22 protein-coding genes are annotated in these 25,607 nt (G+C 59.7%); 10 read left to right on the top strand and 12 right to left on the bottom strand.

What is annotated here, in order from left to right; all coding sequences use genetic code 11:
• The first annotated feature begins 51 nt into the window (after positions 1-51).
• Both folB and folK read left to right on the top strand, forming a co-directional pair.
• The gene (gene folB / locus AC07V9_RS26085) at positions 52-405 is read left to right on the top strand and encodes a dihydroneopterin aldolase (protein ID WP_495018511.1); all 354 of its coding nucleotides are present in this window, start codon (positions 52-54) and stop codon (positions 403-405) included.
• Positions 396-923, top strand: a complete 528-nt coding sequence (folK, locus tag AC07V9_RS26090) for a 2-amino-4-hydroxy-6-hydroxymethyldihydropteridine diphosphokinase (protein WP_495018512.1) — start codon at positions 396-398, stop codon at positions 921-923. The genes folB and folK overlap by 10 nt, the downstream gene beginning before the upstream one ends.
• 132 nt (positions 924-1,055) lie before the next feature.
• Here folK and AC07V9_RS26095 read toward each other — a convergent pair whose 3' ends face one another.
• The 11 genes from AC07V9_RS26095 to AC07V9_RS26145 form a co-directional block, all read right to left on the bottom strand.
• On the bottom strand, positions 1,056-2,285 hold the full coding sequence (locus tag AC07V9_RS26095) for a multifunctional CCA addition/repair protein (RefSeq protein WP_495018513.1): 1,230 nt from the start codon (positions 2,283-2,285) through the stop codon (positions 1,056-1,058).
• Between the two features lie 96 nt (positions 2,286-2,381).
• The gene (locus tag AC07V9_RS26100) at positions 2,382-3,944 is read right to left on the bottom strand and encodes a SpoVR family protein (RefSeq protein ID WP_495018514.1); all 1,563 of its coding nucleotides are present in this window, start codon (positions 3,942-3,944) and stop codon (positions 2,382-2,384) included.
• Complete coding sequence (locus AC07V9_RS26105; RefSeq protein WP_495018515.1) at positions 3,941-5,212, bottom strand: YeaH/YhbH family protein; 1,272 nt, start codon at positions 5,210-5,212, stop codon at positions 3,941-3,943. Before AC07V9_RS26105 ends, AC07V9_RS26100 begins: the two co-directional genes overlap by 4 nt.
• 117 nt (positions 5,213-5,329) lie before the next feature.
• Positions 5,330-7,252: a PrkA family serine protein kinase gene (locus AC07V9_RS26110; protein ID WP_495018516.1), complete on the bottom strand. Its 1,923-nt coding sequence runs from the start codon at positions 7,250-7,252 to the stop codon at positions 5,330-5,332.
• A gap of 288 nt (positions 7,253-7,540) precedes the next feature.
• A complete protein-coding gene (gene glpE / locus AC07V9_RS26115; protein ID WP_495018517.1) occupies positions 7,541-7,861 on the bottom strand; it encodes a thiosulfate sulfurtransferase GlpE in 321 nt (106 codons plus the stop codon).
• Positions 7,862-7,917: 56 nt separating this feature from the next.
• Positions 7,918-8,799, bottom strand: a complete 882-nt coding sequence (locus AC07V9_RS26120; protein ID WP_495018518.1) for a symmetrical bis(5'-nucleosyl)-tetraphosphatase — start codon at positions 8,797-8,799, stop codon at positions 7,918-7,920.
• Positions 8,799-9,179 (bottom strand): Co2+/Mg2+ efflux facilitator ApaG/CorD, encoded by a 381-nt coding sequence (apaG, locus tag AC07V9_RS26125; RefSeq protein WP_495018519.1) that lies wholly within the window; start codon positions 9,177-9,179, stop codon positions 8,799-8,801. Before apaG ends, AC07V9_RS26120 begins: the two co-directional genes overlap by 1 nt.
• A gap of 118 nt (positions 9,180-9,297) precedes the next feature.
• Complete coding sequence (gene rsmA / locus AC07V9_RS26130) at positions 9,298-10,104, bottom strand: 16S rRNA (adenine(1518)-N(6)/adenine(1519)-N(6))-dimethyltransferase RsmA (protein ID WP_495018520.1); 807 nt, start codon at positions 10,102-10,104, stop codon at positions 9,298-9,300.
• Positions 10,101-11,090, bottom strand: coding sequence for a 4-hydroxythreonine-4-phosphate dehydrogenase PdxA (pdxA, locus tag AC07V9_RS26135; RefSeq protein ID WP_495018521.1), 990 nt, complete (start codon positions 11,088-11,090; stop codon positions 10,101-10,103). The genes rsmA and pdxA overlap by 4 nt, the downstream gene beginning before the upstream one ends.
• Entirely contained in the window at positions 11,087-12,409 is a 1,323-nt protein-coding gene (locus AC07V9_RS26140; protein WP_495018522.1) for a peptidylprolyl isomerase, read from the bottom strand. The genes pdxA and AC07V9_RS26140 overlap by 4 nt, the downstream gene beginning before the upstream one ends.
• Positions 12,390-15,200 (bottom strand): LPS-assembly protein LptD, encoded by a 2,811-nt coding sequence (locus AC07V9_RS26145; RefSeq protein WP_495018523.1) that lies wholly within the window; start codon positions 15,198-15,200, stop codon positions 12,390-12,392. Before AC07V9_RS26145 ends, AC07V9_RS26140 begins: the two co-directional genes overlap by 20 nt.
• 129 nt (positions 15,201-15,329) lie before the next feature.
• On the opposite strand from AC07V9_RS26145, the gene AC07V9_RS26150 reads away from it, so the two are divergent.
• The 3 genes from AC07V9_RS26150 to AC07V9_RS26160 are packed head-to-tail and all read left to right on the top strand — an operon-like array spanning position 15,330 to position 17,849.
• Entirely contained in the window at positions 15,330-16,358 is a 1,029-nt protein-coding gene (locus AC07V9_RS26150) for an aminoglycoside phosphotransferase family protein (RefSeq protein ID WP_495018524.1), read from the top strand.
• 36 nt (positions 16,359-16,394) lie between these two features.
• Entirely contained in the window at positions 16,395-17,078 is a 684-nt protein-coding gene (murU, locus tag AC07V9_RS26155; protein WP_495018525.1) for an N-acetylmuramate alpha-1-phosphate uridylyltransferase MurU, read from the top strand.
• Positions 17,079-17,849 (top strand): DnaJ domain-containing protein, encoded by a 771-nt coding sequence (locus tag AC07V9_RS26160; RefSeq protein ID WP_495018526.1) that lies wholly within the window; start codon positions 17,079-17,081, stop codon positions 17,847-17,849.
• A 12-nt stretch (positions 17,850-17,861) separates the two neighbouring features.
• Here the strand turns inward: AC07V9_RS26160 and AC07V9_RS26165 are convergent, their stop codons facing one another.
• Entirely contained in the window at positions 17,862-18,833 is a 972-nt protein-coding gene (locus tag AC07V9_RS26165) for an alpha/beta hydrolase family protein (RefSeq protein ID WP_495018527.1), read from the bottom strand.
• A 192-nt stretch (positions 18,834-19,025) separates the two neighbouring features.
• Here AC07V9_RS26165 and AC07V9_RS26170 point away from each other — a divergent pair, with 192 nt between their 5' ends.
• From AC07V9_RS26170 to AC07V9_RS26190, 5 genes are all read left to right on the top strand, one after another.
• A complete protein-coding gene (locus AC07V9_RS26170) occupies positions 19,026-21,041 on the top strand; it encodes a PAS domain-containing sensor histidine kinase (RefSeq protein WP_495018551.1) in 2,016 nt (671 codons plus the stop codon).
• The gene (locus AC07V9_RS26175) at positions 21,038-21,667 is read left to right on the top strand and encodes a response regulator (protein WP_495018528.1); all 630 of its coding nucleotides are present in this window, start codon (positions 21,038-21,040) and stop codon (positions 21,665-21,667) included. Before AC07V9_RS26170 ends, AC07V9_RS26175 begins: the two co-directional genes overlap by 4 nt.
• A 334-nt stretch (positions 21,668-22,001) precedes the next feature.
• On the top strand, positions 22,002-23,126 hold the full coding sequence (locus tag AC07V9_RS26180; RefSeq protein ID WP_495018529.1) for an ABC transporter ATP-binding protein: 1,125 nt from the start codon (positions 22,002-22,004) through the stop codon (positions 23,124-23,126).
• A gap of 105 nt (positions 23,127-23,231) precedes the next feature.
• Positions 23,232-24,263, top strand: coding sequence for an ABC transporter substrate-binding protein (locus AC07V9_RS26185; protein ID WP_495018530.1), 1,032 nt, complete (start codon positions 23,232-23,234; stop codon positions 24,261-24,263).
• A gap of 88 nt (positions 24,264-24,351) precedes the next feature.
• On the top strand, positions 24,352-25,599 hold the full coding sequence (locus AC07V9_RS26190) for an ABC transporter permease (protein WP_495018531.1): 1,248 nt from the start codon (positions 24,352-24,354) through the stop codon (positions 25,597-25,599).
• Positions 25,600-25,607: the final 8 nt, after the last annotated feature.

Genomic DNA, 25,607 nt, shown 5'->3' on the forward strand with positions numbered 1-25,607 from the left:
CCCTGATTCTAACGGCGCATCGCGCCCTTGTCGTGCAGCGGAGAGAAAGGCTTGGACAGAGTTTTCATTGAGGGTCTGGAGGTCGATACGGTGATCGGCGCCTACGACTGGGAGCGTGGCATTCGCCAGGTTCTGCGTCTGGACCTGAGTTTTGCCTGGGACAATCGGCCTGCCGCGGCAGGTGATGACCTGAGCAAGGCGCTCGACTACGCCAGCGTCTCTGCGCGCATTCAGGCCTTCGCCGAAGCCTCGCAATTCCAATTGGTGGAAACCTTCGCCGAGCGTCTGGCCGAGGTGTTGATGAGCGAATTCCACATTCCCTGGCTGCACCTGAAACTGACCAAGCCCGGCGCTGTGCCAGCAGCCAGGGGCGTGGGCGTGGAGATCGAGCGCGGATGCCGCTGACACGGGTTTTCCTCGGACTGGGCAGCAACATCGACCGCCACCGTCATCTGTGCGCCGGGCTGGATGCGCTGGCCGGTTTTCTGACCGACATGTCCTGCTCGCCTGTGTTCGAAAGTCATCCAGTGGGCATCAAGAGCGGGCCGTTCATCAATCTGGTGGTGTCGGCGTTGACTGATCTGCCGTTGATGGAGCTGGATCGCCGCCTGAAATTCATCGAAGCCGACAACGGTCGCTATGCGCCAGATCGTAGGGGCTTGCCGCTGGACATCGACGTGCTCCTATACGACGAACACGTTGGTAATTTCGACGGTCTGGTATTGCCGCGTGCCGAAATCCTGAAAAACGCCTTTGTGCTCTGGCCGCTGTCGTTGATTGCACCCGAGCGCCTGCATCCTGCTGTCGGCGTGTCCTTTGAGCGGCTGTGGGCCGAGGCGCAGATTGATCAGAAGCTCTGGCCAGTCGCCTTTGAGTGGCGCGCAACGCAGTTGACGCCTGCTTCGCTGCTCGCGTCGGTTTAGAGAGCACAGAACGTCTGTGGGAGCGAATTCATTCGCGAGAGGCAGGTGCATCCGACACATATGTGTCGTCTGATGAAGCTTCGCGAATGAATTCGCTCCCACAGGAAAGAACGTCAGGCGTGATCGATACGTCTACCCCTGATACGACGCCTTATAGACCATCAGCGTATCAAGCCGCTCACGCTTGAGCGCCTCGCCCAGTTCATGACCCTGATATCCCTGATCCAGCAACGGCTGCACCGCGACTTTTCGCGCTGCTTCGGCTGCGCCGCGCAAGTATTCCGCCTGTGGGTAACTTCGGTTTTCAAAGCCTTTCCGGCCTCGGGCGTCCATTTCGCACGCAACGATAAACTCTTCGAACCGTTGCGGACGGCGGTAAACATCGAACGTCTGCAGCAAATCGAGCAACGTTGAGGGCTTTAGCTCAAGGGCGCGATGCCCGTGCGTGTGATACTGGCCGACCAACAGCGCCAGCTCCTGGCAATCTCTTGGTACCTTGAACCGCAGGCTCACGGCCTTGATTGCCTTGAGACCTTTTTGTTCGTGGGCAATGTGTCGTGGCCATTCTTCTTCCGGGGTCAGGCCTTTGCCCAGGTCGTGCAGCAAGCAGGCCCAGCGCACGCTCAGCGGTTGGCGATGCAGGGCCGATTGATGCAACACGCTCAGCACATGCACGCCTGTGTCGATTTCCGGGTGGTGAGCTTCAGGTTGAGGCACGCCGAACAGCGTGTTGACCTCGGGCATCAGCACCTTGAGCGCGCCGCATTCACGCAACACCTCGATAAATACCTGTGGTTCGCGCTCCATCAACGCGCGGGAAATTTCCTTCCAGCTGCGCTCCGGCGTCAGGGCCTGCAGTTCGCCTGAGGCGCTGAGCTGGCGCATCAGCTCCAGCGTTTGGGGGGCAATGGTGAAACCGTCAGGCGCGTAACGGGCGGCGAAGCGCGCCACGCGAAGCACCCGTAAAGGATCTTCGGCGAATGCGGGGGAAACGTGACGCAAAATGCGCGCTTCGAGATCGCGTTGGCCATGATAAGGGTCGGTCAGGTGGCCGTCCTTGTCTTCGGCGATGGCATTAATGGTCAGGTCGCGGCGAATCAAGTCTTCTTCGAGGGTGACGCCAGGGTCGGCGTGAAACACGAAGCCGCCGTAGCCCGGCGCGGTTTTGCGCTCGGTGCGCGCCAGCGCGTATTCCTCGCCGGTGAGGGGGTGCAGAAATACCGGAAAATCCGTGCCGACCGGGCGATAGCCTTTGATCAGCATTTCATCGGTTGTCGCACCGACGACCACCCAGTCCGTATCAGCGACCGCCTTGCCAAGCAGGCGATCGCGAACCGCTCCGCCAACTTTATAGATCTGCATAAAAAACCTCCGTAAGCGCGACAGGATAAACCTTGCGTCGCCCTTGCGGAGGTGCAAATTGCTTTATCAGGTCAACGACCGTCAGGTCGAGTAACCCTATAGATGAACGACGGCCAGGTCGAGCCGGGGATATTCACTGTCAGCGTGTTCGCCTCTCGGTGGTACGTGGTGGACTTTCATGACCTGATCGCCTTGCAGTGTCTCCAGATGAATGTCGAAGCCCCACAGACGATGCAAGTGTTTGAGCACTTCGTCGGTCGAATCGCCCAGCGGTTTGCGGTCGTGTTGTTGGTGGCGCAGGGTCAGTGACCGGTCGCCACGACGATCGATGCTGTAGATCTGCACGTTGGGCTCGCGGTTGCCCAGGTTGTACTGAGCGGCGAGGGTTTCTCTGATGGTTCGGTAGCCGGCTTCGTCATGGATCGCAGGAACCAGCAGATCCTCCTTCTGATCGTCATCGAGAATGCTGAACAGCTTCAGGTCGCGAATCACCTTGGGCGAGAGGTATTGCAGAATGAAACTCTCGTCCTTGAAGCTGCTCATCGCGAACTTAACCGCCGTCAACCAGTCGGTGCCCGCCAGGTCCGGAAACCAGCGGCGATCTTCGTCGGTGGGGTGTTCGCACATCCGGCGAATGTCCTGATACATGGCAAAGCCCAGGGTATACGGGTTGATGCCGCTGTAATAAGGGCTGTCGAAACCGGGCTGGAACACAACGCTGGTGTGGGACTGCAGGAATTCGAGCATGAATCCTTCAGTCACCAGGCCTTCGTCGTACAAATCGTTCATCAAGGTGTAGTGCCAGAACGTCGCCCAGCCTTCGTTCATGACCTGAGTCTGACGTTGCGGGTAGAAGTACTGCGCAATCTTGCGCACGATGCGCACCACTTCACGCTGCCAGGGTTCCAGCAACGGCGCGTGTTTTTCGATGAAGTAGAGGATGTTTTCCTGCGGTTCGGCCGGGAAACGTGCGTTGTCCTCTTTGTCGTTCTTGCTGGCATTTTTCGGGATGGTTCGCCACAGGTCGTTGATCTGTTTTTGCAGATGCTCTTCGCGATCCTTCATGCGCCGGCGTTCTTCTTCCGCCGAAATAGGGTAGGGGCGCTTGTAGCGATCAACGCCGTAATTCATCAGCGCGTGGCAGGAATCGAGCAGGTCCTCGACCGCATCGATGCCGTGGCGCTCTTCGCATTGCATGATGTACTGCTTGGCAAACACCAGGTAGTCGATGATCGAGCTGGCGTCAGTCCAGGTGCGGAACAGGTAATTGCCTTTGAAGAAGCTGTTATGGCCATAGCAGGCATGCGCTACCACCAGCGCCTGCATGCAGATGGTGTTTTCTTCCATCAGGTAGGCGATGCACGGGTCGGAGTTGATGACGATCTCGTAGGCCAGACCCATCTGGCCACGTGAATAGGATTTTTCGGTGCTAAGGAAGTGCTTGCCGTAGGACCAATGGTGATAGCCCAGCGGCATGCCGACAGACGCATAAGCGTCCATCATCTGCTCGGCGGTGATCACTTCGATCTGATTGGGGTAGGTGTCCAAAGCATAACGCTCGGCGATGCGGCTGATCTCCCGGTCGTAGGCCTGGATCAGTTCGAACGTCCACTCTGAACCCGTGGAAAGGGGTTGGCGCTTCTGCTCTCTAGCGGTCATGTCACTAACCTGCGCTGGAAGAGTTCACGGAATACCGGATAGATATCACCGGCAGAGACCAGCTGCTGCTGGGCGAACGTATCAGCGAAAGCCTCGCCGATGCGTTCGTATTCGAACCACAGCGCCTGATGCTCGCGTGGGGTGATTTCGACGTAAGTGTAGTACTGCACGAACGGCATGATCTGCTTGATCAGGATGTCACGGCAGATGGGCGAATCATCATTCCAGTTGTCGCCGTCCGATGCCTGGGCCGCGTAGATGTTCCATTCATTGGTGGGGTAACGCTCGGCCATGATCTCCTGCATCAGTTTCAGGGCGCTGGAGACGATGGTGCCGCCGGTTTCCCGGGAATAGAAAAACTCCTCTTCGTCGACTTCCCGCGCACTGGTGTGATGGCGGATGAACACCACTTCGATCTTGTCGTAGTTCCGCTTGAGGAACAGGTACAACAGGATGAAAAACCGCTTGGCGATGTCCTTGGTTGCTTGGGTCATGGAGCCCGAAACGTCCATCAGGCAGAACATCACGGCCTTGGAACTGGGGTTAGGCTGTTTGACCAGCAGATTGTATTTGAGGTCGAAAGTGTCCAGATAAGGGACGCGTTTTATGCGCGCCTGCAAGCGCTGGATTTCGACTTCCAACTCCTGAATATCGCCGAAGTTGTCAGGTTCGTCACGTTTCAGGCGTTCAAGTTCGGCGAGCGCCAGTTTGAGCTTGGCTCGGCTGCTGCCGGACAGGGCGATACGTCGGGCATGTGCCGAGCGTAGCGTGCGGATGATGTTGATACGCGAGGGATTGCCCTCGTTGCTGATGCCTGCGCGTACGGTCTTGAAGGTGTCGGTGCCGGTCAGGTTGCGTTTGACCAGATTGGGCAGTTCGAGGTCTTCGAACATAAATTCCAGGAATTCTTCCTGGGTGATCTGGAACACGAACTCGTCCATGCCTTCACCGGAGTTGCTCGCCTTGCCGGCGCCTTTGCCACCGCCGCCACCTTGTGGGCGGGCGATGTGTTCGCCGGAAGTAAATTCCTTGTTGCCGGGGTGGACGACGGTCTGTTTGCCGCCGCGACCATGGTGCAACACCGGTTCGTCGATGTCGCGACCGGGAATGCTGATCTGCTCGCCGTGTTCCATATCGGTAATGGAACGGCGGCTGACGGCTTCCTCTACTGCTTTCTTGATGTGGTCACGGTAACGGCGCAGAAAACGCTGCCGATTCACCGTGCTCTTGTTCTTGCCATTGAGACGTCGGTCGATCACATAGCTCATAGGCCCTCCGGGCAGCTACAAGAAAAAATCAGCCACAAGCTGCAAGCTGATTCGGACCAGGCATTCAAACGCTGACCCGTTCAGCTTGCCGCTTGAAACTTGTAGCTCACAGCTGCTTTATTGGGATTTACGGACCCGCAGGTACCACTCGGAGAGCAAGCGTACCTGTTTGTCGGTGTAACCCCGCTCGACCATCCGGGTGACGAAGTCGTTGTGTTTCTGTTGATCCTCTTTACTGGCTTTGGCGTTGAAACTGATCACCGGCAGCAGATCTTCGGTGTTGGAGAACATTTTCTTCTCGATCACCACCCGTAGCTTCTCGTAGCCGAGCCAGGTCGGGTTTTTGCCATTGTTGTTGGCGCGGGCACGCAGGACGAAGTTGACGATCTCGTTGCGGAAATCCTTCGGATTGCTGATGCCAGCCGGTTTTTCGATCTTTTCCAGCTCTTCATTGAGCGCTACGCGGTTGAGGATTTCGCCGGTCTCCGGATCGCGGTATTCCTGATCCTGAATCCAGAAGTCTGCGTACAGCACGTAGCGGTCGAAGATGTTCTGGCCGTACTCGCTGTAGGACTCCAGATAAGCCGTCTGGATTTCCTTGCCGATGAACTCGATGTAGCGCGGTGCCAGGTATTCCTTGATGAAGCGCAGATAGCGCTCGCGGGTTTCGGCCTGGAACTGCTCCTGTTCGATCTGCTGTTCGAGCACATACAGCAAGTGCACCGGGTTGGCGGCGACTTCGTGCGGGTCGAAGTTGAAGACCTTGGAGAGGATCTTGAACGCAAAACGGGTCGACAGACCGTTCATGCCTTCGTCGACGCCCGCGCTGTCGCGGTACTCCTGGATCGACTTGGCTTTCGGGTCGGTGTCCTTGAGGTTCTCGCCGTCGTACACCCGCATCTTGGAGTAGATGTTCGAGTTTTCCGGCTCCTTGAGGCGTGAAAGCACGGTGAACTGCGCGAGCATTTTCAGGGTGTCCGGCGCGCAATGAGCCTTGGCCAGAGAACTGTTGAATAGCAGTTTGTCGTAGATCTTGATCTCGTCGCTAACGCGCAGGCAGTACGGCACCTTCACGATGTAGATACGGTCGATGAAGGCTTCGTTGTTCTTGTTATTGCGGAAGCTGTGCCATTCCGATTCGTTGGAGTGGGCCAGCAGAATACCGGTGAACGGGATCGCGCCCAGGCCTTCGGTACTGTTGTAGTTACCTTCCTGGGTAGCGGTGAGCAGTGGGTGCAGGACCTTGATAGGTGCCTTGAACATCTCCACGAATTCCATCAGGCCCTGGTTGGCCCGGCACAGCGCGCCCGAATAGCTATAGGCATCGGCGTCGTTCTGCGGGTATTCCTCAAGTTTACGAATGTCGACCTTACCGACCAGCGCGGAGATGTCCTGGTTGTTCTCGTCACCCGGTTCGGTCTTGGCCACGGCGATCTGGTTGAGGATCGACGGGTAGAGTTTCACCACCTTGAACTGGCTGATGTCGCCCCCGAACTCGGCCAGACGCTTGGTCGCCCAAGGCGACATGATGGTGTTGAGGTAGCGGCGCGGAATGCCGTAGTCCTCTTCGAGGATTTGCCCGTCTTCTGAGGGTTTGAACAGGCCCAGGGGCGATTCGAAAACCGGGGAGCCCTTGATGGCGTAGAACGGTATTTTTTCAACAAGCTGTTTGAGTTTTTCAGCCAGGGACGACTTGCCGCCGCCTACGGGGCCGAGCAGGTAGAGGATCTGTTTCTTCTCTTCCAGGCCCTGGGCGGCATGACGGAAGTACGAGACGATTTGCTCGATGCAGTCCTCCATCCCGTGGAAATCCTCGAACGCCGGATAGCGCCGAATGACCTTGTTGGAGAAGATTCTGGACAGCCTGGAGTTGGTCGACGTGTCGAACAGCTCTGGCTCGCCAATGGCCATCAGAAGACGTTCTGCGGCTGAGGCGTATGCACTGCGATCGGTTTTGCAGAGCTCCAAGTACTCCTGTAGCGAGAGCTCTTCCTGGCGGGTCGATTCAAAGCGTTGTTGGAAGTGGCTAAAAATACTCATGACGTCACCTCGCTCGATACGTGGAGCCGGCGGCGGATCGTCAGTCGATGCTGGATGACTGCTGATCACTCAGCGGTCATTTACCCCCCAAACACCATAAAAGTAGCTACCGATGACCCACGCGCCGGTGTACCGGCTCTCCCCTGATTTGGATGGCCTGAGGACAAGGATAGTTCGGATTCGCACACAGAAAGAAGGAAGGCGTATGAATGAAGGGCAACCGTTCGTCAGTTAGACGCGCGAGGCCGCGTAGAACGCGGCTTGGCGCACTGAAAAAAAATTTTTCGATCAGCCTTGCGCGGTTTCGGCTGGAAATGTGTTTTTCCACAGCTCAAAACCGCCGTCCAGGCTGTAGACCTCGGAGAAGCCCTGACCTACAAGATAGGCCGCCGCGCTCTGGCTGGAGTTGCCGTGATAGCAGACGACGACGAGCGGCTTGTCCAGGTCGGCATTGCGGATGAAGTCGGCGATCGAATGGTTATCCAGATGGTGCGAGTTGGGGATGTGATTGCTGGCAAACGTCTGTGCGTCGCGTACGTCGACCAGCACGGCGCCTTGTTCGCGCAGGGCCTGGGCCTGCTCCGGCGGGATGCGTTTGAAGTCGGTCATGGCATGGGCTCCTGGGCCGTTGGGTTCTCGAAGGGTCGAGAACGAAAAAGAGGATTCTAACGTCGGACCGCGTTTGAGTCGCCGGCCGGTGTCTGCGCAGATGTCGACGTGGCGAGGTTACCGCGCTCGTCGCAGTCGCAGCTGATCAGCTCTCGGGTGTCAACGTTGAGCATCGACATCGCGCCGCCCCATACGCAACCGGTGTCCAGCGCGTAGACGCCGGGCTCGTCGCAGCGACCTTCAAGCGCAGCCCAATGGCCGAAGATGATGTTCAGGCCGCGAGTCTTGCGCTCCTTGTGGCTGAACCATGGCGCGTAGCCCGCTGGCGCGCTGTCCAGGCCTTCCTTGCTCTTGAGGTCCAGCTTGCCGTCGCTGGTGCAGAAGCGCATGCGCGTGAAGTAGTTGGTGATCACGCGCAGTCGCGTGACGCCATGCAGGTCTTTGTCCCACTTGGCGGGCTCGTTGCCGTACATGCCGTCCAGAAACGGCTCGAGCAGGTTGTCGTCACGTAATGCTTCTTCGACTTCCTCCGCGCAGCGCAGGGCTTTTTTCAGCGTCCACTGCGGCGGGATGCCGGCATGCACCAGCGCGATGTCGCGCTCGGTGTCGTAATGCATGAGTTTTTGCTGACGCAGCCAGTCGAGCAATTCGCTGGCGTCGGGGGCTTCGATGATTTCTCGAAGGGTATCGCCCTTTTTCAGTCGCTCGATATTGCGCCCGGCCGCGAGCAGGTGCAGGTCATGGTTGCCCAGCACACATACGACAGATTCACGAATGCGGTACAGAAAGCGCAGGGTTTCCAGTGACTGCGGGCCGCGGTTGACCAGATCACCCACCAGCCAGAGTTTGTCTTTGCTGTAGTCGAACGACACGCGCTTGAGCAGGCATTTCAGGGGTTCGAGGCACCCTTGCAGATCGCCGACTGCGTACACCGCCATCAGTGAAGCGCCCCCGGCACCGCCAGCCGGAAGGGCGCGATGATAGCGTCGAAACGTTTGCCGTCGTCGGCCAGCATCTGATAGCTGCCCTGCATGTTGCCGACCTTGGTGGTCATGACCGTGCCGCTGCTGTAGGTGTGGCTCTGGCCTGCCTGAATCAGCGGCTGCTGCCCTACGACGCCCTCGCCACGCACTTCTTCGACATTGCCGTCGCCGTCGGTGATCACCCAGTGGCGCGACAACAGCTTGGCTGGCAACTCGCCGTTGTTGTGAACGGTGACGGTGTAGGCGAAGGCAAAGCGGTTCTGCTCTGGCTGAGATTGTTCCGAGAGAAAGCGGGTGACGACGCTGACGTCGATCTGATAACGAGGATCGGACATGCAAGAGGCCTTAAAAGCGGGAGCGGAAAAAGCCGGAAAAGCCCGGAGAAGAATGAGTCTAGGACATGTAACGGGTAAAAAACCATCGAGTGCTTTGACCCGGCATGTCCCCAGAGGTTTAAGCGACGACAGGCTTGTCCGCCAGTTTGTCGGCCAGACGCACGAACGCGGCCAGGTCCAGTTGCTCGGGACGCAGGCTGCCGTCGACGCCCGCTTCGGTGATTTCCTCAGTGCTCAGCAGGGCCTTGAGGGTGTTGCGCAAGGTCTTGCGGCGCTGATTGAAGGCTTCGCGAACGACGCGCTCCAGCACGCGGTGATCCTTGGCCGGGTGCGGCAGGGTGTCGTGCGGGACCAGACGAACGATCGCCGAATCGACTTTCGGCGGCGGGTTGAACGCGCCAGGGCCGACGTTGAACAGGTGCTCCACGCGGCAGTGGTATTGAACCATGATCGACAGACGCCCCCAGTCACCGCCGCCAGGGCCTGCGGCCAGACGCTCGACCACTTCCTTTTGCAGCATGAAGTGCATGTCGCGGATCAGGTGAGCGTTCTGCAGCAGGTGAAAGATCAGCGGTGTGGAGATGTTGTACGGCAGGTTGCCGACCACGCGTAGTGTATTGGGGGCTGCGTTGAGCGTATTGAAATCGAACTTCAGCGCATCACCCTGATGCAGGTTGAAGTTTGGCAAGTGGCTGAACTGGCCCATCAGGATGGGCACCAGGTCCTTGTCCAGTTCGACGACGTCCAGTTGTGCGCCGCTGCTCAGCAGACCTTCGGTCAGCGCGCCCTGGCCTGGCCCGATTTCCAGCATGCGGTCCTCGGCCTTGGCGCGGATCGAGCGCAAGATCTTGTCGATCACGCCTGCATCGTGCAGGAAGTTCTGGCCGAAGCGCTTGCGCGCCTTGTGTTGGTATTGCTCAGTCATTTACGTGTCTCGGCCATCTGATAGGCGGTGTGCAGCGCGACCTTGAGGCTGCCGGTGTCGATCTTGCCACTGCCAGCCAGGTCCAGCGCCGTGCCGTGATCCACGGAGGTGCGGATGATCGGCAGGCCAAGGGTGACATTGACGGCGGCGCCGAAACCTTTGTACTTCAGCACGGGCAGGCCCTGGTCGTGGTACATCGCCAGCACTGCATCGCAGTGTTCCAGGTATTTGGGGGTAAACAGAGTGTCGGCGGGCAGCGGGCCACGCAGGTCCATGCCTTCGCCGCGCAGACGCTCCAGAGTGGGTTCGATGATGTCGATTTCTTCGCGACCCAGATGGCCGCTTTCGCCCGCGTGGGGATTCAGTCCGCAGACCAGAATGCGCGGTTGAGCGATCCCGAACTTGTTGACCAGATCGGCGTGGAGAATACGTGTGACGCGCTCCAGTCGATCAGGGGTGATGGCGTCGGCGATTTCGCGCAGGGGCAGGTGAGTGGTCACCAGTGCCACGCGCAGATCACCGGTGGCGAGCATCATCACCACTTGTTCGGTCTGGGTCAGTTCGGCGAGAAACTCGGTGTGTCCGGAAAAAGCGATACCGCTTTCGTTGATCACGCTCTTGTTCACGGGGGCGGTGATCATCCCGGCGAAGTCGCCGTTCAGGCAGCCTTCTCCTGCGCGGGTGAGGGTTTCCAGCACGAACGGGCCGTTGGCCTTGTTCAGCTCCCCGGTCACCACGGGTGCGTGCAGGGGAGTGTCCCACACGTACAGGCTGCCGGAAGGGGCGGGGGCATCTGGCCACGCGCCTGGCGTGACAGGAAGCAGGCTGACAGCCACACTCAGTTGCGCAGCACGCTCATTGAGCAGGTCGCAACTGGTGATGGCAATCAGGGGATGCGGCTGGGACTGCGCGGCGAGCAGCAGGCAAAGGTCAGGACCGATGCCGGCAGGCTCGCCGGGTGTCAGGGCGAAACGCTGGGGTTTCACTTGGCAGCCTGGTCAGCGCCAGGCAGCTTGATTTCAACGTAGGCTTCGTCGCGGATTTGACGCAGCCAGGTTTGCAGCTCTTCGTCGTACTTGCGGTTACGCAGCACGGTCATCGCTTGTTGCTCGCGCGCCTGGTTGGTGCTGTCGGTGGCGCGACGGCCCAGCACTTCCAGCACGTGCCAGCCAAACTGGGTCTGGAACGGCTTGGATACCACGCCTTGCGGCGTCTCGTTCATTACGTCGCGGAACTCGGGCACGAGCGAACGTGGATCGACCCAGTTCATGTCGCCGCCGTTGAGTGCCGAACCCGGATCTTCCGAGAAGCTCTTTGCCAGTTCGCCGAAATCTTCGCCGTTCTGGATACGGTCGTAGATCCGCTGAGCCAGCATCTTGGTTTCGGCTTCACTGCGGATTTCGCTAGGCTTGATCAGGATGTGACGAACGTGGACTTCGTCGCGCATCTGAGTCTGATTTTCACCGCCGCGTTTTTCCAGCAACTTGAGGATGATGAAGCCCCCTGGGGTGCGGGCTGGAGGCGTCACTTGGCCTGGACTCATCGAGTTCAGCATGTCGCCGAATGGAGGAGGCAGCTGAGCGGCTTTACGCCAGCCCATGTCACCACCGTCCAGGGCGCTTTCGCTCGCCGAGGAGGAAATCGCCAGCTGTTCAAAGTTCGCACCTTGTTGCAGCTTGCCGTACACGTCCTTCGCCTTGGCCGCCGCTTCCTGGATCTGCGCCGAAGTTGCACTGTCCGGCGTAGGAATCAGGATGTTGGCCAGGTGGAATTCTTCAGAGAACTGCGCCTTGCCCAGATCCGAGGCGAGAAAGTTCTTCACTTCTTGCTCCGAGACCTGAATGCGTTCGGCCACACGACGCTGACGCACGCGGCTGATGATCATCTCGCGTTTGATCTGCTCGCGGGCGCTCTGGTACGACAGACCGTCGTGAGCCAAGGCAGCCTTGAACTGGTCGATGCTCATGTTGTTGCGCTGAGCGATGGTACCGACCGCCTGGTTCAGTTCTTCATCGGTGATGCGAATACCGGAGCGTTCGCCGATCTGAAGTTGCAGGTTCTCGAGGATCAGACGATCCAGCACCTGCGACTCCAGCGCGCTGGCAGGCGGAACGCCTTGCCCGCGCTTGGCGATGGTCTGTTGAACTTCGCGGGTCCGCTGGTCGAGCTGGCTTTGCATGACCACGTCGTTGTCGACGATGGCTACAACCTTGTCGATGGAGCGCACTTCAGCGTGCGCTACGGTACCGATGAGTAGCGCGCCCAGCATTAGCGGGCGCAGACAATCAGAAAGCTTGCTCTTCACGTTCACGATAACCTTGGATGCCTTTGTCGAGGAAGCTTTCAACTTTCTGGCCAACAACGCCGCCAAGTCCCTTCAACACGATTTGTAGGAAGATGCCGCGGTCGCCTTTCTCGTTCGATGCGACTTCTTGAGTCGACTCGTCATAGTCAACCCAGTAGCGGTTGATCAGGCGCAGCTTCCAGCAGCAGTTGTCATACTCAAAACCACCAAAGGCTTCGAGAGTACGGTTGCGGTTGTAGTCGTACTGCCAGCGACCGATCGCGCTCCACTGAGGAACGACCGGCCAGATGACCGAGAAGTCATGCTGCTGGATCTTGTAGTAGTCCTTGATGACCGAACCGTCTGGCAGTACGGCATCACCGCCGCCCACAGTCCAGCGACCAGTCGTCTGGTCGTAGCGGATCTGGTCGTTACGGTAACGGTAGCCGGCGTTGATGATCTTGCCCGGCTCGTCTTCAGGCTGGTAGTGAACCATTGCGCTGCCTGAGCGGGTGCTGCGGCTGTCCGGGTCCCAGTTGAAGTCAGACGTTGCACGCCAGTCGCGGTTGAAGCGGTATTCATATTCCAGCGCGTAGGGCGAGACATCGGACTGTGCGTCTTTACGAGTATCTGCATCGATACCCGGCAGCTGGACCTTGCGATCCTTGAAGTACAACGCCTGACCGATGCTGAAGCGTTGACGTTCGAAGCCATTGTCTTCGATCCAGCGGTTGGTTACGCCCAGTGACAGTTTGTTCTCGTCACCGACGCGGTCGGAACCGACGAAACGGTTGTCGCGGAACAGCGAGCTGTAGTTGAAGGTGGTCTCACCCGAGTCGAAGATCGGGATGTCGGTCTGATCCTTATAAGGAACATAGAGGTAGTACAGACGCGGTTCTAGGGTCTGGCGATAGTCTTTGCCGAACCAATTGGTATTGCGATCAAAGTACAGACCGCTGTCGACGCTGAAGATCGGGATCGAGCGGTCCACGCCGCTGTCGAACTGCTCGTCGGCCAGCAGGGTGGTCTTGCCTTTGCCGTCCAGATCAAGGTCGTACTTGGTGTACTGGTATTTCAACTTCGGCGTGACATAACCGTAAGACGCCGTCAGCGGCAGGCTGATCGAAGGCGCCAGGTTCAGGCGGTTGCCGTTGGCGCGCGCCAGCCCGGAAATGTTGTTGTCCAGGCGAGATACACCGACTATTCCAGTGATTGGGTCCACCGGCCCACCGTCTTCATCTACGTAATTGCCAGTGCGCAGATCGCGATCAAACCGAACCAGTTCGGTCTCGTAATCGAACTTCAGGCCTTCTGGACGGAAGGGCAGCGTGCCGTTTAGAGTCAGTTGCGGCAGACGGGCGTATGGCGTGATCTGCGTGATGGTCGTCAACTGATACTGCTGCACATTAAGTGCAGCGTTATAGTTGTCGCCACGATAGTAAAGTGCACCTTGCTGATTCAGGTAGTCATGAGTACTCACGCCTTCCTGACCGCTCTTCAAGTCCTTGAAGTAGTAGGGATCGCTAACCTTGGTGTAGTCAATCTTGGAGGTCAGGCGCGAATCCAGCCCGCTACGATCCTGCCAGTTGATCATCCAACGGGTGTCTTTGTAGTCCGACTGCTCTTTACGATCGTCGTTGTCGTCGTTCAGGTAAGCGGCACCGAACTGACCTTCGCTGCTTTTGGTCAGGTAACGGAATTCGCCTTCGAGCAACAGGCCACGCTTGGCCATGTAGGTCGGGTACAACGTGGCGTCGTAGTTCGGCGCCAGGTTGAAGTAGTAGGGGGTGAGCAACGAGAAGCCGGTGTCGCTGCTGGCACCGATGGTCGGTGGCAGGAAGCCGGACTGGCGGCGGTCGTCGATCGGGAAATAAATGTACGGCGTGTACAGGACCGGGATGTCGTGAACGCGCAGGGTGGCGTTGGTCGCGGTACCGAAGCCGGTGGCCGGGTTGAGGGTGATGTTGTTGCCCTTCACCGTCCAGGCGTTGCTGCTCGGTTCGCACGTGGTGTACGTACCGTCCTTCAGGCGGATGATCGCGTTCTCTGCACGGCGGGCGTACAGCGCGTTACCGCGCACGTTGGATTTGTGCAGCACGTATTCGGCGTTGTCGACCTTCGCCTCGCCGGTGTCCAGTTGCACTTCAGCGTGGTCACCGACAATCAGCGCGCCGTTGTCGCGCAGACGGACGTTGCCGTTCAGCTCGCCACGGTTCTCGGCCTGATGCAGAGCCGCCTCGTCGGATTCGACCTGCATGGAGCCCTGGCGCATGACGACGTCGCCGGCCAGGCTCGCGATCTGTTCTTCCTGCTGATACCGCGAAGCCTTGGCGCCGATGAAGGTCGGTGCGTCGCTCTTGGCGGTCTTGTCGTCCATGCCTGGACGAATGGGCTCGATGTAGGCACCCGAGCAGTATGGGCCGGTCTCTGCCAGTTGGGCAGCGGTCAGCTTCTCGCGTGGCACCCAGTCCAGATGGCTGTAGTCTGCGCTGCGCGATTTCAGGCCACGGCCCTTGGCCTCGGTGACCAGCATCGTCTTGGGCACGACTTCACCGTTTTCGGTGGTGGTCGTCGACTCCGATGTTGCCGTGCTGCTGTTGGACGACACGCTGTTGGCGTCGTGCACAGGGCGCGGAGGCAACTGGGCTGCGTTGGTTTTCGGGGAGCAATCCCAGGAACCTGTTGCAGACACGGAGCAGTCATACTGCTCAGCTGCAACCACGTACTGGGTGGCCAGAGGTTGCATCGCCAGCAGACTGCCGGTTACCAGCAACGGAAATTTTTTACGAAACGCGGGGGATTTCAATGCCATCTTATTAGTCCGGGCTTCCTGCGCGCCATCTGCCCGCGGGGGGGCCGCACGCCTCTCGATGGGCTGAAAAAGATGTCGGATAATAAAGCATGACCCGCTTGACGGCTAGCGCCGTCGGAGACCCTTGCAATGCCAGATCAAGATGTACGCCTGCAACACCTGAAAGTTTGGCTCGATGAGCAGCTCCCAACGTTGTTCAAAGCCCAGGGCTGGGGCGCGATACCCCCGGCCACGTTGACTGCGGCGAGCAGCGACGCGAGTTTCCGCCGCTATTTCCGTTGGGAAGGCGAGGGTCATACTTTTATCGTGATGGATGCTCCACCCCCGCAGGAAAACTGCAAACCCTTCGTGGATATCGCTCATTTATTGAGCAAGTCGGGAATTAATGTTCCGAAAATTTATGCCGAAGACCTGAGTCAGGGCTTCTTGCTGCTCAACGATCTGGGTCGAAAAACCTATCTGGACGTGATCGACGAGCACAATGCCGATCAGTTGTTTGCCGATGCCATTGACGCGTTGCTCGCGTATCAGCAACTGCCAATGGATGCGCCGCTGCCAAGCTACGACGTGGCGTTGTTGCGTCGTGAGCTTGAGCTGTTCCCCGAGTGGTATGTAAAACGGCATCTGGGCGTGGAGTTCAACGCGTCGCAACAGGCCAGCTGGCAGCGTGTCAGCGCGCTGCTGATCGACAGCGCGCTGGCGCAGCCCAAGGTGTTGGTGCACCGCGACTACATGCCGCGCAACCTGATGCTCAGCGAGCCGAACCCTGGCGTGCTGGATTTTCAGGATGCGGTGTATGGCCCGGTGACCTACGACATCACCTGCCTGTTCAAGGACGCGTTCCTGAGCTGGCCGGAAGAACGGGTGGCTGGCTGGTTGAAGGCCTACTGGGACAAAGCCGCTGGCCTGGGCATTCCCGTGCAGCAAGATTTTGAAGAGTTTCGCCGCGCCAGCGATTTGATGGGCGTACAGCGCCATCTGAAGGTAATCGGCATTTTTGCGCGAATTTGTCATCGTGATGGCAAGCCGCGTTACGTCGCCGATGTCCCGCGTTTCTTCTCTTATATAGAAGCGGTGCTGGCGCGCCGACCTGAACTGGTCGAGTTGAGCAATCTACTGACCAGCCTTGGCCAGCCAAAACAAGAAGCCTGCGTTTAAAGGAATGGATGTGAAGACTGTTTTGAAGAGGGCCGCATGAAAGCGATGATTCTGGCGGCAGGCAAGGGCGAGCGCCTGCGCCCGTTGACCCTGCACACGCCCAAGCCACTGGTGCGCGCGGGTGGGGTGCCGTTGATCGAGTACCACCTGCGTGCGTTGAAAGCTGCTGGGTTCAGCGAGGTGGTGATCAATCACGCCTGGCTGGGCCAGCAGATCGAGGACTATCTGGGCGATGGCCAGCAACTGGGCCTGAACATTCGCTATTCCCCTGAGGGTGAACCGCTGGAAACCGGCGGCGGCATTTTTCGTGCGCTACCGCTGTTGGGCGACGAGCCGTTTCTGGTGGTCAACGGCGACATCTGGACCGACTGCGATTTCACCGCGCTAAATGCTTCACTCAACGGCGCGCCGATCAAAGGCTTGGCTCACCTCGTGCTGGTGGACAACCCGCTGCATCACCCCGCAGGTGATTTCGCGTTGGTCGGCGGTGAAGTGCGTGACGACGCCAGCTTGCCGCGCCTGACCTACAGCGGCATCGCCGTGCTGCATCCACACCTGTTCGCCGGGTGCAGCGACGGGGCGTTCAAGCTGGCGCCTTTGCTGCGCGAGGCAATGGCTAAGGGGCTGGTGACCGGTGAGCATTTCACCGGGCGCTGGGTGGATGTCGGTACCCACGAGCGGTTGGCGGAAGTCGAGCAGATCCTTGCGGTGAAATCCTAGATGCTCTGGCCATTCACACTGATCGGCGGTGGCGCCGGGTACGCGATTGCCAGCATACCCGGCGCGATGCTGGGTGCATTGTTGGGCCAGGCGCTGGACCGGCGTCTGCATGTGCAGAGCCTGGCCGAGCTGCGTGAGCGGCTCAGTGGACGCAAGGTGCCTCGTGATGACGAAATGATCTTCATCCTCCTCGGCCGCCTGGCCAAGAGCGGTGGCCGGGTGGTCGATGGCCATATCCAGCAGGCCAGGGCCGAGATGCGTCGCCTGGACATGAACGAACCGGCGATGCGTCGTGCGATTGCGGCGTTCAATCGCGGCAAGGATGGTCGCGACAACCTGCGCGTGCACCTGACGCGTCTGAAACCTCAGCCCAATGCGGCGGAGGGATTATTGCGCGCGTGCTGGCGCATGGCCTGGGCCGACGGCAAGGCGTCAAGCACCGAGCGTGAGCTGATCGTGCTGTGGGGCAAATGGCTGGGCTGGACGACGGAGAAGGTCCAGGCGCTGTCCGCCACCGAAGACGAACAGCGCGCGCGAGCGCCGGCCGGCAGTAGTGGTGAGTATCAGGAGGCGTTGCGCCTGCTGGGGGTCAAGGCCGATGCCGAGCCTGCGCAGATCAAGCGCGCCTATCGTCGTTTGTTGAGTCGCCATCATCCGGACAAGATCGCTGGGTCGGGCGCGAATCAGATGCAAGTGCGAGACGCCACCGAGAAAACCCGCGACCTGCACAATGCCTATGCCGTGATCAGGGAGCGGCGCGGGTTTCGGTGAGGGCACAAGACGCTACTGGCTCTCCAGCCAGCCGCGAACCCGGCGATACAGCTGATCCTGCTCCATCGCCGAATTGCCCGGAATCGCGCTCAGCGTCACTTGGGTAAAGCGCGAGTTCTTCACGCGTTTGCTCGCATCCAGACGATCCTGCGCGTGCTGACGCGGCACGGCTTTGTCCTTGTTGACGAAATCCGCTGTCGCAACTTTCAGGGTCGGCAGTACATCCACCAGCAGCGGTGTTTCCTTGCCCGTGTCAACGGCGGTGACCATGACCAGCTTTTGCACCGCAGGCGATGGCCGCTCGCTCAGGTAACGCGCAGCCCAATAGGCGCCGGTGCCATGCCCGAGCAAGACGATGCTGCGCGCCTTGTTCTGTTGCGCAAAGGCGACGGCGCTGTCGATGCGGGCGAAGATCTTCTCCGCATTGGCCTTGGCGATTTCAGCTTGCGCGGCGGCCTGCTCGGCGGTGGCGGCGGCTTCGGCTTCAGCAGTCGCGGCCGGGTCTGGCGCCTTGGCTCTGTCTTTGTCTGCGGCGGCTTTGTCTTGCGTAGCGGGCGCATCTGCTGCACGGGCGAACACGCCATCGTTATACACATCGGGCAGGCTCAGGCTCAGGCTGGCCCAGCCATTGTCCGGGAATTTGCGCCGCAAGGGGCCAACGGCATCAGGCCAGTCGGCCGACTCATTGGCTCCCGGCACGATGATGACCGCGCCTTTGGCGTCGTCGGTATTGGCCGGTTTCCACAACGCCAGAAAGCTTTCGTCGCCGGCCTGCAATGGTTCCTGCTCAGCCTTGGGCACCTGACGCTCCAGTGCCAGGGCATCTTCCTGACTGCGCGATGGCAACGCCGCGCGCTCGACCGGTGCTTCGGCAGCCTTGGCATCTTTGGCCGGGGCCGGATCGGCCGCCATCGCAATTGATGAGCAAGGTAGTATCAGTGTCAGGCAAATCGCGGGAAACATTGCGCGAATGGTGTAGGACATCGAATATTCCAAAGGCCGGAAACAATTCCGGCAGCCTAATGGGTTCATGACGGTTTGTCAGGCCGTGTATCGGCGCCAGCCCTCAAGGCCGCGCATCAGACATGATTGATCAGGATTCAAGGAAGTGGAGATGACAGCTTGAGGATCCCCGTGCGGTGCCTTTGGGTTATCGGCCGTCCGAAAGCGCTCTTGATGGGGGTGGCGTTGAGTGTTGTGTTCTCCTCGGCCTTTGCCAGTGTGCCGACCGTGGCGCCGGATGTGCTGAGCAGCGTTCAGCGCGAATGGCTCAACCAGCGCGGCCAGTTGCGGGTGGGTCTGGTGCTGCAGGCACCTTATGCGCAGTTCGATCGCCGCGCCCAGGTGCTGTCCGGCGCCAACGTCGATCTGGTCAATCTGATGGCCAAGACCCTGCAGGTCGAACTGCTGTGGCGCAACTTTTCCGATCAGGCGGAACTTGAAAAGGCTTTGAACACAGGCGAGATCGACTTCGCCCCGGGCCTTACGCAAACACCTGCCGGCCTGCGCATGTGGCTGTACTCGGACCCCTACATGCGCGTGCCGCAACTGGTGGTGGGTGAGCGTGATGGCTCGGGGGCAGTGGACCTGGAAAAACTCGACAGCCAAGTCAGGGTGGCCGTGCGCATGCCCAGCGTCACAGCCGATTACCTGCGTTCCAACTACACCCACCTGAATCTGCAAGGCGTGCCGCTTGAGCGTCAGGCGTTGCAGCTGTTGCTGAGCCAGCAGGCGCGTTATGCGGTGATCGACGAAGCGCAGCTCAGCCGTTTGTCCCGCGAAAGCGACTTCGCAGGCCTGGCGGTGGTGGGTGACATCGGCTTCCCGCAATTGCTGCGCGTGGCCTCTCGCCGCGACATGCCGCTGCTTGCCGAGATCATCAGCCAGGCGCTGGGCGCGATTGCCCCCAAGGATCTGGATCAGCTGCACGCTCAATGGCTGCAGCCCAAATACCCGCAAGTCAGCGAGCTGCCCGGCCTGTGGAAAAACATCTCGCTGTTGCTGCTGGTGCTCCTGATGGCCAGTGGTGCGATCGTGTTCTGGCAGCGCAAACAGCAGCAGGTGCTGGAGCGTGATCTGCTGGCGGCGCGCGAGGACATCACCAAGCGTCTGGCCAGCGAAGAGGCCCTGCGCCTGGCGCAGTTTTCCATCGATCAGAGCACCGTGGGCATTCTCTGGGTCAACTGGGACAGCCACGTGCGCTACGCCAACCAGGCCGCCGAAAGCATGCTGGGTTACGGGCGAGGTGGCGTGGTGGATCGCCCGCTGATCGACTTCGAGCCCAACCTGAATATGGACCGCTGGCTCAACCTGTGGAAAAACGCCCGCTCCAGCGACGAGGCCCCGCAGAACTTCGAAAGCAATTGCGTGCGCGCCGATGGCAGCATTCTGCCTGCTGACGTCTCGCTGAGTTTCCTGCGTTTTCGCGAAGCCGAGTACCTGGTGGTGTTCATCACCGACGTCACCGAGCGTCGACGTTCCCTTGCCGCGTTGCAGGAAAGTGAAGCGCGGCTGCAAGTGCTGGCCGAGCAATTGCGCGAGCTGTCGGCCCACCTGGAAACCGTCAGGGAAGAGGAAAAGGCGCGCATCGCCCGGGAAGTTCACGACGAGCTGGGTCAGATGCTGACCGTGCTGAAGCTGGAAACGTCGATGTGCGAACTGGCCTACGCCGATCTCGACCCTGGCCTGCGCGATCGCTTGAACAGCATGAAGCGCCTGATCGCCCAGCTCTTCCAGTTGGTGCGCGATGTGGCCACGGCGCTGCGTCCGCCCATTCTCGACGCCGGCATCGCTTCGGCCATCGAATGGCAGGCGCGGCGCTTCGAGGCTCGCACGCAGATTCCGTGTCTGGTGCAGGTGCCGGACAACCTGCCGACGTTGCCGGATGCCACGGCCATCGGCCTGTTTCGCATCCTTCAAGAATCGCTGACCAACGTGATGCGCCACGCCGAGGCGCACACTGTCGAACTGAACCTGAGCCTCAACAATGGCGTCTTGTGCATGACTGTCGCCGACGATGGCAAGGGTTTCGATCAGCTTGAGGAACGTCCGGCGTCGTTCGGGCTGGTGGGCATGCGCGAGCGGGTGCTGATCATGGGCGGACGATTGCATCTGGACAGCACGCAGGGAGAAGGCACAACCTTGCGCATCTACATTCCGCTGGAACAGGTCGCGCAGGAGCAAGTGCAGTGATTCGTGTATTGGTCGCCGAAGACCACACCATCGTCCGCGAGGGCATTAAGCAGTTGATCGGTCTGGCCAAGGACCTGCAGGTGGCGGGGGAGGCCAGTAATGGCGAACAGCTGCTGGAGGCTTTGCGCCACATTGAGTGCGAGGTCGTGTTGCTCGATATTTCCATGCCGGGGGTGAATGGGCTGGAAGCGATCCCGAGGATCCGTGCGCTGAGCAACCCCCCGGCCATTCTCGTGCTGTCGATGCACGACGAAGCGCAGATGGCCGCCCGCGCGCTGAAGATCGGTGCGGCGGGATATGCGACCAAAGACAGCGACCCTGCACTGCTGCTGACGGCGATCCGACGGGTGGCGGCGGGCGGGCGTTACATCGACCCCGACCTGGCCGACCGTATGGTCTTCGAAGTGGGTTTGACCGACAGCCGGCCGCTGCATTCGCTGCTGTCCGAGCGCGAGTTTTCGGTGTTCGAACGTCTGGCTCAGGGCGCCAACGTCAACGACATCGCCCAGCAACTGGCGCTGAGCAGCAAGACCATCAGCACCCACAAGGCCCGGCTGATGCAGAAGCTCAACATTACGTCGCTGGCGGAGCTGGTGAAGTATGCGATGGAGCATAAGCTGGTCTGAAAACGACATTCCAGTCAGCACCGAACCACCTTGTGGGAGCGAATTCATTCGCGAGGCGACGGTTCGGACGATACGGATGCGGCGCCTGAAAACCCGTCATCCCGAATGAATTCGGTCCCGCAGGTACAGTGTCCGATCCCCCGATGTAATCAGTCCCACGAGCCTTAAAGAAATATCCCTCAACGCCACGTATCTATCCACGCCATCCGTGTAGGGCAATCCCTACACGCAACCTTCCATCGCACCTAGGCCAATCTCTCCTGCGCCCCGATTTGCGCGGCTTGTAGCCTCATCTAGGCTTGTTTCCACGGTTGATTAAACAAAGGTGTGGGTAATGAGCAACGTCGATTCAAGCGCTGGGGCATATGATGTTCTGGTCAGCTTTCGTGGTGTGCAAAAGAGCTACGACGGCGAAGCCCTGATCGTCAAAGACCTCAACCTGGACATTCGCAAAGGCGAGTTCCTCACCCTGCTCGGGCCTTCGGGTTCCGGCAAGACTACCAGCCTGATGATGCTCGCCGGTTTCGAAACGCCGACCGCGGGCGAGATCCTGCTGGCCGGTCGCTCGATCAACAACGTGCCGCCGCACAAGCGCGACATCGGCATGGTGTTCCAGAACTACGCGCTGTTCCCGCACATGACGGTCGCCGAGAACCTTGCGTTCCCGCTGTCGGTGCGTGGCATGAGCAAGACCGACGTCGCCGAGAAAGTGAAGAAGGCGTTGGACATGGTTCAGCTCGGCGCGCTTTCTCATCGTTATCCAGCGCAGATGTCCGGTGGCCAGCAACAACGTGTGGCCCTGGCGCGCGCGCTGGTGTTCGAGCCGCAGTTGGTGCTGATGGACGAACCGCTGGGCGCACTCGACAAGCAACTGCGCGAACACATGCAGATGGAGATCAAGCACCTGCACCAGCGTCTGGGCGTGACAGTCGTCTACGTGACCCACGACCAGGGCGAGGCGCTGACCATGTCTGATCGCGTGGCGGTTTTCCATCAAGGCGAAATCCAGCAGATCGCCCCACCGCGCACCCTCTATGAAGAGCCGAAGAACACCTTTGTCGCCAACTTCATCGGCGAAAACAACCGCCTCAACGGCACCCTGCTCAGTCAGACCGGCGATCGCTGCCTGGTGGCTCTGGGCCGGGGCGAGAAGGTCGAGGCGCTGGCGATCAACATCGGCCCCGCAGGCAGCCCGGTGACGTTGTCGATCCGCCCCGAGCGCGTGAACCTCAATGGTCGCAGCGAGAGTTGCGTCAACCGTTTCTCAGGTCGCGTCGCCGAATTCATCTACCTGGGCGACCACGTGCGTGTGCGTCTGGAAGTTGCCGGTAAAACCGATTTCTTCGTCAAACAACCGATTGCCGAGCTCGACCCGGCACTGAGCGTTGGTGACGTTGTGCCACTTGGATGGCAGGTCGAGCACGCTCGCGCGCTGGACCCTTTGCAGGATGCGCACTGATTCACCCTGTGTAGGCGTCACCTGCGGTATGCGTCACCCGATGCACCAGAGGCGAAAAAATCGCCCCATCGCTTAACCAACATTTGTTCGTGGAGAGAAAAATAAATGCTTACGACATTGAAGCTCACCGCCTTATCGGTCGGCATGATGTGCGCGGCGCAAGCCATGGCCGCCGATCTGACGGTCATTTCCTTTGGTGGCTCGAACAAGGCCGCTCAGGAGAAGGCCTTCTACGCACCTTGGGAAAAGGCGGGCAACGGCAAGATCATCGCCGGTGAGTACAACGGTGAAATGGCCAAAGTCAAAGCGATGGTCGACACCAAGAGCGTGACCTACGACTTGGTAGAGGTTGAATCCCCAGAGCTTTCCCGTGGTTGCGACGAGGACATGTTCGAAGAGATCGACCCTGCCATCCTCGGCAAAAAAGAAGACTACGTGCCAGGTGCCATCCAGAGCTGCGGCGTGGGCTTCTTCGTGTGGTCGACCGTGCTGGCCTACAACGCCGACAAACTGAAAACCGCTCCGGCCAACTGGGCCGATTTCTGGGACACCAAAAAATTCCCGGGCAAGCGCGGCCTGCGCAAGGGCGCCAAGTACACCCTGGAATTCGCTCTGATGGCGGATGGCGTTGCGCCAAAAGACGTCTACAAAGTGCTGGCCAGCAAAGACGGCCAGGACCGCGCATTCAAGAAACTCGACGAGCTCAAGCCAAGCATTCAGTGGTGGGAAGCTGGTGCTCAACCGCCGCAATTCCTGCAGTCGGGTGACGTCGTGATGAGCTCGGCCTACAACGGCCGTATCGCTGCCGTGCAGAAAGAAAGCAACCTGAAAGTGGTGTGGACCGGCGGCGTTTACGACTTCGACTCCTGGGCCATTCCAAAGGGCGCGAAAAACGTCGAAGAAGCCAAGAAGTTCCTGGCATACACCCTCAAGCCTGAGCAGCAGAAGACCTACTCCGAGAACATCGCCTACGGTCCGGCCAACTCTCAGGCCGTTGCCCTGCTGAGCGCCGACAACCAGAAAAACATGCCAACCACCCCTGAGAACATCAAGGATCAGGTGCAGTTGAGCGTCAGCTTCTGGACCGACAACGGCGAGTCGCTGGAACAGCGTTTCAACGCCTGGGCTGCCAAATAAGCGTTACGTGTTGCGTTAAATCAGGTGCGTTTTCTCTCTCGTAAGGGCGAGAAAGCGCACCCATCGTTGAAAGATTTCGGAGTTCGCTATGGCCACCGCCGTGCCCCTGACTGAAGGCGCCAGCCCGACCTTGAAGCAACGCCTGGCCCGTGCCGAGCGCGTCAACCGCTGGAAGGCTCAGGCGTTGATCGCGCCATTGGCGATTTTCCTGCTGCTGGTATTTCTCGTGCCGATCGCGGCGCTGCTCTACAAAAGCGTCAGCAACCCTGAAGTGGTTGGCGGCATGCCGCTCACTGTGACGCAAGTGAGCAAGTGGGATGGCAAGGGGTTGCCACCGGAGGCTGTGTACAAGGCGGCAAGCCAGGACCTGGCCGACGCCCGCAAGAATCAGACCCTGGGCGATCTGTCCAAGCGCCTGAACCAGGAGCTGGCCGGTTACCGCAGTCTGCTGGCGAAAACCGCTCGCGCGCTGCCGTTCAAAGAAGAACCCGCCTCCTATAAAGAAGGCCTGGAGAGTATCGACGAACGCTGGGGCGATCCGGCGTACTGGCAGGCGATCCGTCGCAACACCTCAAGCTTTACCCCGTATTACTTGCTGGCCGCTGTCGACCATCGCATCGATGACCTCGGTGAAGTGGCGCCTGCGACCCCTGATCAGGCGATCTACATCGACATCTTTACCCGCACCTTCTGGATGGGCTTGGTAATCACAGTGATCTGCCTGTTCCTCGCGTACCCGCTGGCGTACCTGCTGGCCAACCTGCCCGCGCGTCAGAGCAACCTGCTGATGATTCTCGTGCTGCTGCCGTTCTGGACGTCGATCCTGGTGCGCGTCGCGGCGTGGATCGTGCTGCTGCAATCGGGCGGCCTGATCAATGGCGCGCTGATGGCCATGGGCATCATCGATAAGCCGCTGGAGCTGGTGTTCAACCGGGTCGGCGTGTACATCTCGATGGTCCACATCATGCTGCCCTTCATGATCCTGCCGATCTACAGCGTGATGAAAGGCATCTCGCCGACTTACATGCGTGCGGCGATTTCCCTGGGCTGCAACCCCTTCGCCAGCTTCTGGCGGGTGTACTTCCCGCAGACCTACGCCGGTGTCGGCGCGGGCTGTCTGTTGGTGTTCATCCTCGCCATCGGCTACTACATCACCCCGGCGCTGCTGGGCAGCCCGAACGATCAGATGGTCAGCTACTTCGTGGCGTTCTACACCAACACCAGCATCAACTGGGGCATGGCGACCGCCCTGGGCGGCCTGCTATTGCTGGCGACCGTCGTGCTGTACCTGATTTATAGCTGGCTGGTTGGCGCCAGCCGCCTGCGCCTGAGCTGAGGAGAATG

It is taken from the genome of Pseudomonas sp. GW821-FHT02A11, from assembly GCF_059421985.1.